Genomic DNA, 13,821 nt, shown 5'->3' on the forward strand with positions numbered 1-13,821 from the left:
AGCAACCTTGCTGGTTCCCCGGTCGCCGGGGAACCAGCAGTGATTGCGACGGGTCACGACAAGCTCGATGGCCGTGACCGGCAAGGAGAGGGTTTATGGGAACGCCCTGGTGGCAGCGCTGGGGGCCAGTCTGGCTGGTGTGGCTATTGATTCTGACTGGTGCGTATTTCGGGATGGGCGCCTTGCTGGAGCAGTATCAGGCACCACAAAGCGCCCATCTGAGCCAGGAAGGCCGACTGGTGCTCAAGCGCTCGCAAGGCGGGCATTACTGGCTCAAGGGCGAGATCAACGGCCATTCGGTCTGGATGTTGATCGATACCGGCGCCAGCAGCGTCAGCCTGTCGTCCCAGTTGGCCGACCGGCTTGGCCTGGCGCGCGGCGAAGAAGTGCGGATGAATACCGCCAACGGTGTCGCCCGCGCCTGGGAAACCCGACTTCACACGGTGGCGCTCGGTGACTTGCAACTGACCAATGTCCGCGCCGTGATTGCCGAGAATTTCGGCAACGAGAATATGGTGCTGATCGGCATGAATGTGCTGGGAAGGCTGCGGGTCGAGATCGACGACAATACGATGACCCTGTCGCCGCGCGGGAGCGGAGAGGCAGGATAAAGAAACAATCCTGCAAAACGTCTGCAAGGTATAGCGCGGGAAACATCTAAAAATAAATACAGAGCGCCTCGAAGAGATTCGGGGCGCTTCGTTTTGTCCGTGGCGCCGGACCCATCGATCGACCGATTGCCGCCTTCTCTCCATCCCTGGCTGCCCGCATAAGCCCCCGTCCGAGGCGGCGGCGCCGGACGCAAACATCGGTGTGGGCCAGGGCACCGGCCACGCTGACCGCTCTGGCGTTCGCGGTTATGATGCTGTCTTCAATTTTCTCTCTGCCTGCGCTGCCATGTTCAGTACCGACCCCAGCAGTCTGACGCCCGATTACGACCAGCTCGAACGTCAGCTTGCGCTCCTGCTCGAAGGCGAACGCGATTTCGTCTGCAATGCGGCCCAGTTCTCGGCCTTTGTCTTCCAGACCCTGGCCGACCTGAACTGGGCCGGTTTCTATCTGGCGCGCGGCGAGCAACTGCTGCTCGGGCCGTTCCAGGGCAAGGTGGCGTGTGTGCGGATTCCCTTTGGTCGCGGCGTCTGTGGCACCGCAGCGGCACGGCGTGAAACGGTGATCGTGGCCGATGTGCATGCCTTCCCCGGCCATATCGCCTGTGACGGCGCCTCCAATGCCGAAATCGTGCTGCCGGTGCTCCGCGACGGCCGCCTGCTTGGCGTGTTCGACATCGACAGCCCGATCCACCACCGCTTCAGCGAGGCCGACCGGCTGGGGCTGGAGCGGCTGCTGGCCTGCTTTGTGGCAGCGACGGACGACCCGGCCTGAGGGTCTGGCGAACTTGGACCGGCCAGCGTGGCCCGCTGGCGAAATCTGGAGTGTTCGATGCGTGTGTTGTTGGTAGGGTTTTTTCTGCTGCTGTCGTTTGTGCTGGCCTATTGGATCGTCGGGCGCAGCGGCGAATACAGCGGGGCGCGTAAGCATCTGCTGGCGATCGTGCTCGCGGTGGTGATCAATGCAGGTTTTGCCTTCCTGCTGCGCCTATTGCTGCGCTAGTGCATTTCCAGCCAATTCGGCCTCAGTGTGTCTTGGCCTCAAGGCTCCGATGAAGGCGAGGAGGCCACCTCAACAGTGACGCCGATTTCAATGGAAATGCGCTAGCACATCGCCGGTCCGGACCCGGCATAGCAGCTTCAGGCCGATCAGCCAGCGTTGCTGGGGAGGCCGATGGAAACGGCCAGGCGGCAGCCGCGGCAAACGACAACGGGAGCGACCTTGATCGCTCCCGTTGTCGTCAGACCGTCTCGATCAAGGCTTGGCTTTTTTGCCAGGCAGCGCAGTGGGCAGGTCGATCTTCACCACCTTGCTGCGGAAGTCGGCCATATCGATGGTATGCATCTGGCTGAATTGCTGCGGGCTCAGGCCAAACAGGTCGTTGGCGGCCACCGTGTCCTTCTTCCACGAAGCGGCGAACTCGGTACACATCTTGTCGCTCAGTTGCTTGTCGTTGGCCATCTTGGCCAGGAATTCCTTGAACGGGTCGAACATCCCCCGGCTCTGGCTGGCGATCAGGGCATTGATATTGTCGGGGGTATGGCTGCGGATGTCCTTGATCCGGCTCTGGATGCCCGGGTACTGCTTTTCCAGCACATCGATCATGGCCTGCTTCTCCGCGCTGGCCTGGCTCGAGACGGCCGTGGAAGCGTGTTGGCGGCAGGTCTTGTCCATCAGCTCGGCCATATCGCGCACCTGCTCGAACTGCCAGGCATGCAGCGCAACATCGAACGCGACCTTCGATTCGGCCGGGAACGGCGCCTTGGCAGGTTCCTTGGCGGTGTCCGCCGCATAGGTGGCGGGCAGGGCAAGACTGAGGGCGAGCAGGGTACGGGCGGTCAGGGGCATGGTTAGTTATCCGTAAAGCAGATCAACAAGTTTTCAGGATGGGGCGGGAGGCCCAGGCATTTCAGTCCAGCGGCCCGGCCGGGTCGAGCTGGGCGGCCTGGCTGCGAAAGCGTTCGAGATCGGTATTCTGCAACAGACTCAGCATAGCGGGCTCGAGGCTGAACAGATCGTCGCCGGACTGCCGCGCCTTGCGAAACGATGAGGCCAGTTCGCGGCATAAGGTGTTATTGAGATGGCGATCCTTGCCCGCTTCCTTGAACAGGGCCTTGACCGGCTTGGTCACGTCGCCGCTATGGCGCCGTAGCGCGGCATTGATCGGCGCCGGGGTCAGACGGCGGATTTGCCGGATCTGGGCCTGCACGCCCGGGTGCTTTTCTTCGAGCAGCGCCAGGGTTGCCTCGATTTCGCCGTCGAGCTGACGTGCCACGTCGCCGGCGGCGCGCCGGTGACAGTGCTGGGCCGACAGCTCGACCATGATCCTGGCCTGCTCGAACTGCCAGGCATAGACGGCGGCGTCGCTGATTTCCTGGCTCGGTCGAACCGGGTCGGCTGCCTGGACCGCAGAGACGGTCAGGCTCAAGACAAGGGCAAGGCGGATCGGTAGGGGCATGGTGTGAATGGCGCTGACGAGGCCAGATCGGATTGGTTCGGCCGGATCGGCTCGGCTCGGCTCAGGGCGAAGAGCGTATCCGGCGGGAGGGGGCGGGCGGGACGCTGGCGGCCTGTAGTTGCTCCGGATCGAAGCGGTACAGCTTGTTCAGCAGTTCACGGTCGATCCGCAGCAACATCCGGCCTTCGAGCCGCTCGCTTTTCCAGGTATCGGCCAGCTCCTGGCATTGCTGTTTGCTGAAGTCGCGCTCCTGTTCCAGCCGTTGCAGAAACTCGCGCTGGCTGTCGGCCATCGCCTGGCTGCGCTGGCTGAGCCGCTCGTTGACCGCAGGCGGCGTCCTGGCGCGCAGCCGGGCGATGCGGGCATCGATATCGGGGTAGTGCTGAGCCAGTGCCGTCAGCGTATGCTGCCGCTCGGCCTCGATCTGACGGGCAATCTCGGGCGGGGCCAGCCGGCGGCAGAGTTGTTCGAGTTGCTGGGCCTGACGCTGGTTATGTTCAAATTCCCAGGCGCGGCTGGCCATCTCGAAGGCGGTTTCCTGCCGCTCACGTTCGACCCACGCCGGCTTGGCCGCCTCGACGCCGGGCAGGACAAGGCTCAGAACCAGCAATAGACGGAGCGGCGAGGACATGGCAAAAGATGGGCAGGCAAGGATGGTCGGCAGTCTATACATTTGTAATGCTTGAGTGAAGCGTAAACGCTGGGGAATAATGCTTATGGCATTGATTGCTGTTGAGACGAGGTTTTTGGCAGGTTTTGCATAAAACGTTCCAAATAAACTGGATATGCCTTCATTGCTTGCAATGATTTTGCGCAGATCTTTATCCAATTAATGTAACGGCTGTATCGCCCATCACCGCTGTCCCCGGCAGACCCGATCCGTCCCCGCCGTGGTCGAATTCAACGCGCCCGCGCTGCTCAGTCGGGCGTTTGCGTCCTGGAAAGGCCCTTGATGTCCCGATCCCAAACCCTGTTGCGTCTGTCGGCGCTGGCTCTGGCGCTGTCTGCTGCCTGGGCGGCCCCCCAATTTCCTACCAGCCTCGACGGCCTGGAGCACACTCAAAACCGCTTCGCCGCCGACGCAGGCTATAGCCTCGACACCACCACGCGCGAGCCGGTGCGGCTGTTCTTCAATACGGTCTATGCCGCTTCCGACGGGGTGGCGAGCGGCTGGCGCGGCGATCTGGCCAGTTGCCATGCCGGCGATACCTCGGCCGAGTTCAAGGCGGCGATGCAGCGGCGCATCAACTGGTTCCGCGCCATGGCCGGCCTGCCGGCTGCGGTCGAACTCGACAACACCTTCAACCAGAAGGCCCAGCAGGCCGCCTTGATGATGGCGGCCAACCGCAGCCTCAGCCATAACCCGCCGACCAGTTGGAAATGCTATAGCGCAGCCGGCGCCGAAGGGGCAGGCAAATCGAATATCTATCTGGGCAGTTTCGGCCCGGGTGCCATCTCGGGCTATATCCTCGACCCCGGTGGCGGCAATAGCGCCGTCGGCCATCGGCGCTGGGTGCTGTATCCGCAGACCCGCTTTATGGGCGTGGGCGATGTCGATGGGGCGGTGTCCGGCATGTCGTCCAACGCGCTCTGGGTGCAGGACGGCAACGCCTGGTCGGTCCGCCCGGCCGTGCGCGACGATTTCGTCGCCTGGCCGCCCAAGGGCTATGTGCCGTATCAGACCGTCTATCCGCGCTGGTCGCTGTCCTATCCCAAGGCCGATTTCTCGGCCGCCCGGGTCAGCATGACCGAAAACGGCCAGCCGATGGCCACCCAGCTCGAACCGCTGGCCAATGGCTATGGCGAGAACACCCTGGTCTGGCTGCCCGGCAATTATCGCGATGGCTCACGTTGGCAGAAACCGGCTGCCGATACGGTCTATCGGGTCACCGTCGACAATGTGCTGGTCAATGGGGCGGCCAAACGCTTTGAATACAGCGTGATCGTGTTCGACCCGGCCGTCGTGGGCGCCGACAGCGTGGCGGCCACGGTGGACGGTCCGGCCAATGCCCCGCTCAACCAGGGCACCCGCTATCGCTTCGGCAACGTGCCCGGCGCCACGAGCTACCAGTGGCGCGTGCTGAGCGTCGAGCCGTATTCGCTCGAAGACGGCGCCGAGCAGGGCAGCAGCCGCTTTGACGTGTCGATCTCGGCCGGCTACGAAGCCGTGGTCAGCAGCCCGGTCGCCTCGGGTGCCGCGGCCTTTCATCTGGCGCATACCCAGGCCAGCAATCAGACGCTGACGCTCAAGCAGTCGCTGGTCCCCAGCGCCAGTACCACGCTGCGTTTCGATAGCCGGCTTGGTCTGTCCACGGCCGGCGAAGTGGCACTGGTCGAAGTGTCGGGCGACGACGGCAAGAGCTGGAGCGAGGTCTATCGGCAGGCGGGCGGCAGCAACGAAAAATCGTTCCAGAGCCGCAGCGTGGCGCTCGCGGCTTATGCCGGCCAGACGATCAAACTGCGCTTTCGCTATGCCCATGAGAGCGGCAGCTACTATCCGCAGGCCAACAGCGGCATCGGCTGGTATCTCGACAATATCTCGCTCAGCGGCGCCGACCGGGTGGCCGACAGCGGCACGCCGACCGAAGCGGGCAGCGATGGCTTCGAGTTCCGTCCCACTGCGTCCGGAGTGCGGCTGTTGCAGGCCCGGCCCGGCATGTACGGTCATTTCTCCACCTGGGGACCGCTCAAGCGGGTGACGGTGGACGGCACGGTATTGGCCGAGGAAGAGCGCCTGTTCAACTGGGCCGAATTCAAGTTCCGCGACCTGTTCCATCCGGCCGCCGTCAGCCTGTCGCTGCTCGGCTATACGGCGCGTGCCTATGCAAATGGCGTCTATCTGGGCGTCAAGGACGGCCAGGTCTACGTCTACGGCCCGCAGTTCAATGGCCTGCTGGGCGTGGGCCGGGTGGCCGACTATATGAGCCAGGTCACGGCCGATGGCTATTGATGGGCTGGCCCGCTGGCTGCTGCTGTGCTGCCTGGGCAGCATGGCCGCGGCCGCGCTGCCGCCGCCCGTCGAAGCGGCGCGGCAGGCGGCCGGCCTGCCCGAGTCGGCGCTGGGCCTGGTTGTCTGGCCGCTGGCCGGCGGGCCGCCACGGCTCGAACATCGGGCCGATGCGGCGATGAATCCGGCCTCGGCCATGAAGCTGATCACCGGACTGGCCGCTCTGGAGCGGCTGGGTCCGGCCTACAGCTGGCGTACAACGCTCTATGGCGACGGACCGATCGTTGCCGGCACCCTCGAAGGCAATCTCTATCTGCAAGGCGGCGGTGATCCGCGCTTTACCTTTGAACAGCTCTGGTTGCTGCTGCGCCAGTTGCGCGCACGCGGCGTGCAGCGGATCGCTGGCGACCTGGTGCTCGATCGCAGCCGCTATCGCCTGTCTGCCGACCCTGCCGCGAACTTCGATGAGCAGCCCGAGCGGGCCTACCATGTCGATGGCGATGCGCTGCTGGTCAACTTCAAGGCGCAGAAATTCGAATTCGAATCGGACGACGGGCAGGTGACGGTACGGGTCGAACCGCCACTCGACGGCTTACAGGTGTCGTCGCGCCAGCAACTGGTCGATCTGCCGTGCGAGCGCTGGCCGACCTTGTGGCAGCGGCCCGAAATCCGCCGAGACAGCGCCGGGATCGCGCTGGAATTCATCGGCGAGTTTCCCCGTCATTGCCGGGCCGAGCGCTATCTGGCGCTGTTCGACCATGCCGACTTTGCCGGCCGGCTGACGCTGGCCCTGTGGCGCGAGCTGGGCGGCAGCGTGGCCGGCACGGTGCGGCAGGGGCCGGTGCCCGAGGCAGCCCGGCAGCTTGGCGAGTGGGAGTCGGCCGAGCTGGGCAGCCAGTTGCGCGATCTGCTCAAATTCTCCAATAACACCATGGCGCGGGCCTTCTATCTGAGCCTCGGCGCCGATTTGCAGGCCATCGACCCTGACGCCGCCGGATTTGACACCGCTGCGGCGGCCGAGCGGGCGGTGCAGGCGGCGCTCGCTTCGCTGGGCCTGGATTTTCCGGAGCTGGTGGTCGAGAACGGTTCGGGCCTGTCCCGGCTGGGGCGGGTCAGCCCGCGTCATCTGGCCGAGTTGCTGCGGGTGGCGCGCGCCCATCGCTATGGTGATGACTTCTATGCCGCGTTGCCCGTGCTGGGCGTCGACGGCACCTTGCGCCGTCGGCTTGACGGCACTCCGCTGGCCGGCCAGGGCCGGCTCAAAACGGGCACGCTCGACGAGGTGCGGGCGCTGGCCGGCCTGATGCACGACGCGACGGGCCGGCCATGGATCGTGGTGGCGCTGGTCAACGATCCGCGCGCCGAGGCGTCGATGCCACTGCTCGATGCGCTGTTGCGTTGGGTCTGGACCTTGTCAGACCAGGACCCGCCGTCCCATCCGGGCTAGAATGCCGGCCGATCCGGGCGGCTGGCCGCCCACCGAGAAAGGCTCTGCGATGAAATACCGCGATCTGCGCGACTTTATGGCGCAGTTGGAAACCCTGGGCGAGCTGCGCCGCCTCGATGCACCGGTGTCGCCCCGGCTGGAAATGACCGAGCTGTGCGACCGGGTGCTGCGGGCAGGTGGCCCGGCCATCCTGTTTGGCAATGTGCCGGGCTACCAGATGCCGGTGCTGGGCAATCTATTTGGCACGCCGCGCCGGGTGGCGCTCGGCATGGGTGCCGACGAAGTCGGGGCGCTGCGCGAGATCGGCCGATTGCTCGCCTATCTCAAGGAGCCCGAGCCGCCCAAGGGCCTGCGCGATGCCTGGGAGAAATGGCCGCTGCTCAAGCAGGTGCTCAATATGGCCCCCAAGACCGTGCGCAGCGCCCCGTGTCAGGAAAAGGTGGTGGAAGGCACCGCGGTCGATCTGGGCCGGATTCCCATCCAGCATTGCTGGCCCGGCGACGTGGCGCCCTTGATTACCTGGGGCTTGGTGGTGACGCGCGGTCCGCACAAGCCGCGGCAGAATCTGGGCATCTACCGCCAGCAACTGATCGGTCGCAACCAGCTGATCATGCGTTGGCTGGCCCATCGCGGCGGCGCGCTCGATTTTCGTGAACACGCGCTGGCGCAGCCGGGCCAGCCGTTCCCGATCTCGGTGGTGCTGGGCTGTGACCCCGCCACCATCCTGGGCGCCGTGACCCCGGTGCCCGACAGTCTGTCCGAGTACCAGTTCGCCGGCCTGCTGCGCGGTGCCAAGACCGAGCTGGTCCAGTGCCTGGGCAATACGCTGCAAGTGCCGGCCACGGCGGAAATCGTGCTCGAGGGTCATATCCCGACCGCTCCGCCGGGCTTCAGCGGTCATAGCGAAGCCGGCGTGCCGCTCAAGGAAAGTGGCGGCTATCTGCATGCGCTCGAAGGTCCGTATGGCGACCATACGGGCTACTACAACGAGCAGGACTGGTTTCCGGTGTTCCAGGTCGACCGCATCACTTCGCGGCCCGATCCGATCTATCACTCGACCTATACCGGCAAGCCGCCCGATGAGCCGGCCGTGCTGGGCGTGGCGCTCAACGAAGTCTTCGTGCCCATCCTGCAAAAGCAGTTTCCCGAGATCGTCGATTTCTACCTGCCACCCGAGGGCTGTTCCTATCGGATGGCCATCGTCAGCATGAAAAAAGCCTACGCCGGCCACGCCAAGCGGGTGATGTTCGGTGTCTGGTCCTTTCTGCGTCAGTTCATGTACACCAAATTCATCGTGGTGGTGGACGACGATGTCGATGCCCGCGACTGGAACGAAGTGATCTGGGCCATCACCACCCGGATGGACCCCAGTCGCGACACGGTCCTGGTGGACAGCACGCCCATCGACTACCTCGATTTCGCTTCACCGGTATCGGGCCTGGGCTCGAAGATGGGGCTCGACGCCACCAATAAATGGCCCGGCGAAACCCAGCGCGAATGGGGCGTGCCGATCAGCCATGATGCGGCGGCTAAGGCGCGGGTCGATGCGTTGTGGAAGGAGTTGGGGTGGTAGCCATGATGGGGCGATTCGTTCTTTAAGAAAGGTCTTGTGATGATAGACAGCATTGAACTTAAGAATTTTGGCCCACTGCGGGATTGCCGCTGGGCGGGACTCGGGCGTATCAATCTGGTGATCGGCAGCAACGGCAGCGGTAAGACCTTTCTGCTCAAGGCAATCTATGCCGCCTTGAGAACGATAGAGGAATACCGGCGTGGCGATGATCAACGCACAGCGGCTGAGATTCTGGCTGATAAGCTGTACTGGACCTTCCAATCGGAAAAGATTGGCGACCTGGTCAGTAAGGGTGCCGACTCTTCCTTGACCTTTAAATTGGAATTCAATCGCCAACGCTTTAGCTACGGTTTTGGTCGCGATACCAGCAAACAGATCTCGTCGTTGGAAAATGAAGTGCCGCCCCGTACTAGCAATTCCATCTTCTTGCCGGCAAAGGAAGTGCTGTCGCTACACCAGATCATCCTGAAGTCCCGTGAGCAGGATAAAGTTTTCGGTTTTGACGATACTTATCTAGATCTGGCCCGCGCCCTGAGGCTGCCAACCCGGCAGGGCAGGAATTACCCTGAATTCGCTCAGTCGCGTCGCCGCCTGGAGGAAATTGTCGGCGGGGTGGTGGAATACGACGAACAGGTAGGGCGCTGGCAGTTCAATAAAGGTCGTCACAAATTTCCGATCGGCGTTACCGCTGAAGGTGTCAAGAAGATTGCCATCCTCGATACCTTACTGGGCAATCGCTATCTCGATGCCAACTCTATCGTTTTGATCGATGAGCCAGAATCGGCGCTACATCCAAGTGCTATTTCCGAACTGTTGAATATCGTCGCCATGTTGGCAGAGCGGGGAATTCAGTTTGTTCTGGCCAGCCATTCCTACTTCGTGGTCAAGAAACTGTTCCTGATTGCCCAGGAAAAAGGCTGGTCGATCCCGGTGATCAATGCCGATGAGATGAACTGGGTCAGTCATGACTTGAAGGATGGGATGCCGGACAACCCTATCATTGACGAGTCGATCCGGCTTTATAAGGAAGAAGTGGAGTTGGCGCTGAAATGACGCCGGAAGAGAGCACGGGCGAGTTGGTGGAAATCGAAGAATCGGGCATGTGCTTCGGCCCTTATCCCGAAGAACTCTGTTTCCGTATCGAGACCAGTCGAGTTTTCCGGCACATTGGCAGTGGTGTCAAGATGGCGGAATTCTTGTTGCTGCGGCAAGCGAAGAGCGAGACGCCGAGCCTGTGGATCATTGAGGCCAAGTCCAGCAGTCCACGCCCGGCAAGCAAGCAGAGTTTTGATGAATACATCGGTGAAATCCGTGACAAGCTAGCTAACGCGCTGACCCTCGCGGTTTCCATTCGCCTGGGTCGCCATCAGGCTGAGGATGAACTGCCGGTCGGGTTTCATAATATTGACTGGCAGAATATCAAGATTCGTCTGATTCTGGTCATTCGAGGCCACCAAGATGCCTGGCTGCCGCCTTTGAAAGATGCGCTGGAAAAAGCACTCAATCCCTGTATTCGGTTATGGGGGTTGAAGCCTCCGGCAGTGCTGGTCCTTAATGACCAGAACGCCGAACGCCAGGGACTTCTCAAACCTCGCGGCGCGGTTGCCTAAACCTGAATAAGTAGACGCACGAGCCCTTGCGGCTCGGTTGAGCCAATCTACTGGTAGCAGCGTTAGAAAGATTGTCCAAAGCGCTAAATGACGGAATGCATTGCCTTTCCATCGATCAGCCTGTAATAGCTTCTCAACAGACTCGCTTCGAGCAATTTTTGCAGTGCTGATGCCCGGTCTTACCATGGTTTGCCCTGCTTAAGCCGTGCTCAAGACCGGTTTGCTGACGCCAAGTTTCCTATTGGCTCAGGAACGAGGCTTGCTGAGGTTTGGCTCGGATAAAAACCGAACAGAACCGCCATGCTCAGCCCGTTCACCCCAGCGTCAGCCGTGATGCCGCGCGGTCACTTCCCTTTCCCGTTTGCTCAATGCGTCTTGCCCCGCTTCGACTCCGCCGAACCGGATGGCGGAGAGTAGTCTCTTGGGGGGGGAAGCGTGAGCTGTGGAGATTGTCGCGGTTAGGTATGCATTTATTGCATGGATTCTGTCCAGAGCGCCAAGCCATTTCTTGCGCTGGTTTTGCGGATATATGCTTCAGACGCATAGCTGGATCTGAGCCGTTTTGCCTGGACCGAGGCTGTCGTCCTGAAGTCCAAAGCGGCTGCTATGATTCGCCCGCGCTTGATAGCCGCATCAAGCCATCAATTTGAATAACAACCGGCCCGTGAAAGCATCATGACCTACCGTTCTTCCCTGCCCATTTCGGCCCTGTGTGCCGCGTTGCTGGCCAACGCGGTGTCGGCCGATACTCCCGCTGCGCCGACTGCCCCGGCCGGCACCACCGAACCCCAGGCTTCCGGCGTATTGCAGTATGTCGGCAGCGGCACCCGCATCGGCATTGGCGTCGAGCGCCATGGCAAGTTGCGCGGCGAGCTGTATCAGATTCTCGGCGAGAGCGAGCGCGACGCCTGGATTGCCGAAGGCTGGTTCGGCAACTCGGCCGGCGGCCTGTCGCTGCACTACCATCTGCTGCCTCAGAACGCCAGTGGCGCTGCCGACCGCGACGCCATGGTGCGCAAATTCTTCCTGGCCGTGGACCAGAACCGCGACGAAGATCGCAAGGTGACACTGGGCTTCGGTCTGGAGCGCCCCGACTGGTTTGGCGCCGCCTATCTGAGCCGTGGCTTTACCGGCCGGCGCGAAACCGGCCGCTGGCAAAGCGAGCGGGTCGATACCGTCGATGGCAGCGAAGCCGGCCGTGCCTACCGCGACACCATCACTACCACCACGGTCACCCGCTATTTCGAGCGCGCCTACGATTACGGCATCGGCCTCAGAGCCGGTCGCCATCTCGAAGACAGTGGGCTGCGCCTGACCGGTGGTCTCGATTATGAATGGGGCCGTCAGAACAGCCATCAGACCACCGCCTCGTTCGAAGCCGAGAAATTCTTCAGTGGCACGCCGCATAGCCTGGCGCTGCGGCTCGAAGCGTTCCGCAAATCGGGTCGTTTCGAGACCAAGCGCGATGACCATCGCGCCGCGCTGGTCTATCGCTATGAATTCGGCAAGTCCTACCGGCCCGAGAAGCTGACCCGTCAAGTGCGGGTGGAGATGCCGGCGGGCGAAGCCACCAGTGAAGTCACCGGTGTTGCCGAGAGCCAGCGCGTCGAGAAGAAGATCGTCAAGACCACGGCCAGCATGTCGGCCGATGCCTTCTTCGAGTACGACCGGGCAAGCCTGACCGACGCCGCCCGCGCCGAACTCGACCAGATTGCCGCAACGCTCAAGCAGGGCGCCTACGAAGGCAATATCCGCCTGGTTGGCCATACCTGCGACCTGGGTACCGAGTCCTACAACCTCAAGCTGTCGCAGCGCCGCGCCGAGGCCGTGCGTGACTATCTGGTGGCCCAGGCGGCCGTGCCGGTCGAGCGCATCGTGGTCGAAGGCAAGGGCGAGAGCGAACCCAAATATCCGGCCACCAAGGCAGAGCGGCACAAGAACCGCCGAGTCGAGCTGGAGTTCGTCACCTTCACCGAACGGGTCGAAGAGACGCTGGTGCCCGAAACCAAGACCGTGGGCCGGCAGCAGCCCGTGGTGAGCTGGCGTACCGAAGTGATCGAACAGGAACCGGTGTGGATGCGGCGCGCCCTGCACCATACCGTGCGGCATAAGCAGGCGGTTGATGTCTATCGCTCGGCCGAGGAAAGCAGCAGCAGCGTCAGCCGGCGCGAATTCCTCAATCGCGGCCCCCTGGCCCGACCCGATGCCTATGGCGTGGACAGCGGCGCCAGCCTCGATATGGCGGTACTGGCCAACGACAGCGACCCCGATGGCGATGCACTGACCCTGGTGTCGGTGAGCGGCGGCCGGGGCACGCTCAGCATTGTGGGCGACCGGGTGCGCTATCAGGCACCGACCGGCTATCAGGGTCCGGACAGCTTCAGCTATGTGGTCCGCGACATCCATGGCCTCACGGCCACGGCCACCGTCACCGTGACGGTCAGCCAGAACCAGGCCAACCGTGCGCCGATTGCCCGCACCGATATGTTCTATGTGGGCGGTCTGAGCGAAACGGCGCTCGATGTGCTGGGCAATGATGAAGACCCCGATGGCGACAGCCTGACCATTACGGCCGTGACCCAGCCTGCCAACGCTACCGGCACGGTCAGCATCGTCGGCAACCGTGTGCTGTACCGGCCCAAGGGAGTGTTTTTGGCCGATCGCTTCACCTACACGATCTCCGACGGTCGTGGTGGCACGGCGACCGCGACGGTGAATCTGGTCGATCCGTAACAACGCTTGCCAACGCCAAAAGCCCGACCGCTTGGTCGGGCTTTTGTTTTAGCGGCGGCGGGCGTCAGCCCAGCAGCTTATTGGGGTAGTACTCGTCGAGCAGTTGCCGGCAATCGACGACCCGCAGGTCGTTATCGCGGGCAAAGCTCATCAGGAAGCTGAAGACACGGGGGTCGATCTTTTCTAGTTGTTTGTCGACGGCCACACAGCGGATGTTTTCCATCACCATGGGCCGGACATAGGGGGCGTAGGACAGCTTTTGGTCGTGGCCAAAAGTAGACAGGATGCCGGAGAGGCGCTCTGCCCAGTCGGACGGGCGGAATTCGCGTCCGTTCTTGGTCAGGCCCTGGATTATGATCTCGTACGGGTTACAAATCATCGCGCTTGGGTGGGGCTTGGATTATCCTTGTCGCGTTCTCGGCGGCGATCCCGCCGCAGGGTGAG

Annotated in this window: 12 protein-coding genes and 1 pseudogene; 9 read left to right on the forward strand and 4 right to left on the reverse strand. The window is 62.6% G+C overall.

Features of this window, described 5'->3' with window-relative positions:
• Nucleotides 1-95: 95 nt before the first annotated feature.
• The 3 genes from ACFOW7_RS19235 to ACFOW7_RS19245 all read left to right on the forward strand — a co-directional run bounded on the left by ACFOW7_RS19235 (nt 96) and on the right by ACFOW7_RS19245 (nt 1,611).
• Nucleotides 96-611, forward strand: coding sequence for a retropepsin-like aspartic protease family protein (locus tag ACFOW7_RS19235; protein WP_378167457.1), 516 nt, complete (start codon nt 96-98; stop codon nt 609-611).
• A gap of 286 nt (nt 612-897) precedes the next feature.
• A complete protein-coding gene (locus ACFOW7_RS19240) occupies nt 898-1,383 on the forward strand; it encodes a GAF domain-containing protein (protein ID WP_378167459.1) in 486 nt (161 codons plus the stop codon).
• A gap of 57 nt (nt 1,384-1,440) precedes the next feature.
• Nucleotides 1,441-1,611 (forward strand): hypothetical protein, encoded by a 171-nt coding sequence (locus ACFOW7_RS19245; protein ID WP_378167461.1) that lies wholly within the window; start codon nt 1,441-1,443, stop codon nt 1,609-1,611.
• A gap of 252 nt (nt 1,612-1,863) precedes the next feature.
• Here the strand turns inward: ACFOW7_RS19245 and ACFOW7_RS19250 are convergent, their stop codons facing one another.
• The 3 genes from ACFOW7_RS19250 to ACFOW7_RS19260 form a co-directional block, all read right to left on the reverse strand.
• Nucleotides 1,864-2,457, reverse strand: coding sequence for a hypothetical protein (locus ACFOW7_RS19250; protein WP_378167463.1), 594 nt, complete (start codon nt 2,455-2,457; stop codon nt 1,864-1,866).
• A 61-nt stretch (nt 2,458-2,518) separates the two neighbouring features.
• On the reverse strand, nt 2,519-3,067 hold the full coding sequence (locus ACFOW7_RS19255) for a hypothetical protein (RefSeq protein ID WP_378167465.1): 549 nt from the start codon (nt 3,065-3,067) through the stop codon (nt 2,519-2,521).
• Nucleotides 3,068-3,128: 61 nt separating this feature from the next.
• Nucleotides 3,129-3,698 carry a hypothetical protein gene (locus ACFOW7_RS19260; RefSeq protein ID WP_378167467.1) on the reverse strand — a complete coding sequence of 190 codons (570 nt, stop codon included), beginning with the start codon at nt 3,696-3,698 and terminating at the stop codon, nt 3,129-3,131.
• A gap of 321 nt (nt 3,699-4,019) precedes the next feature.
• On the opposite strand from ACFOW7_RS19260, the gene ACFOW7_RS19265 reads away from it, so the two are divergent.
• The 6 genes from ACFOW7_RS19265 to ACFOW7_RS19290 all read left to right on the forward strand — a co-directional run bounded on the left by ACFOW7_RS19265 (nt 4,020) and on the right by ACFOW7_RS19290 (nt 13,377).
• A complete protein-coding gene (locus ACFOW7_RS19265) occupies nt 4,020-6,017 on the forward strand; it encodes a CAP domain-containing protein (protein ID WP_378167469.1) in 1,998 nt (665 codons plus the stop codon).
• Nucleotides 6,007-7,461: a D-alanyl-D-alanine carboxypeptidase/D-alanyl-D-alanine endopeptidase gene (gene dacB / locus ACFOW7_RS19270; protein WP_378167471.1), complete on the forward strand. Its 1,455-nt coding sequence runs from the start codon at nt 6,007-6,009 to the stop codon at nt 7,459-7,461. The genes ACFOW7_RS19265 and dacB overlap by 11 nt, the downstream gene beginning before the upstream one ends.
• A gap of 49 nt (nt 7,462-7,510) precedes the next feature.
• Nucleotides 7,511-9,034 (forward strand): 4-hydroxy-3-polyprenylbenzoate decarboxylase, encoded by a 1,524-nt coding sequence (gene ubiD / locus ACFOW7_RS19275; protein ID WP_378167475.1) that lies wholly within the window; start codon nt 7,511-7,513, stop codon nt 9,032-9,034.
• 39 nt (nt 9,035-9,073) lie between these two features.
• Nucleotides 9,074-10,087: an AAA family ATPase gene (locus ACFOW7_RS19280; RefSeq protein ID WP_378167478.1), complete on the forward strand. Its 1,014-nt coding sequence runs from the start codon at nt 9,074-9,076 to the stop codon at nt 10,085-10,087.
• Nucleotides 10,084-10,644 (forward strand): hypothetical protein, encoded by a 561-nt coding sequence (locus tag ACFOW7_RS19285; RefSeq protein WP_378167480.1) that lies wholly within the window; start codon nt 10,084-10,086, stop codon nt 10,642-10,644. The genes ACFOW7_RS19280 and ACFOW7_RS19285 overlap by 4 nt, the downstream gene beginning before the upstream one ends.
• Nucleotides 10,645-11,319: 675 nt before the next feature.
• Nucleotides 11,320-13,377 (forward strand): Ig-like domain-containing protein, encoded by a 2,058-nt coding sequence (locus ACFOW7_RS19290; protein ID WP_378167482.1) that lies wholly within the window; start codon nt 11,320-11,322, stop codon nt 13,375-13,377.
• 91 nt (nt 13,378-13,468) lie between these two features.
• Here the strand turns inward: ACFOW7_RS19290 and ACFOW7_RS19295 are convergent.
• A pseudogene (locus tag ACFOW7_RS19295) lies at nt 13,469-13,756 on the reverse strand (DUF3579 domain-containing protein); the annotation flags it as partial.
• Between the last annotated feature and the right edge of the window lie 65 nt (nt 13,757-13,821).

The organism is Chitinimonas lacunae (assembly GCF_042650885.1).
Classification (GTDB): domain Bacteria; phylum Pseudomonadota; class Gammaproteobacteria; order Burkholderiales; family Chitinimonadaceae; genus Chitinimonas_A; species Chitinimonas_A lacunae.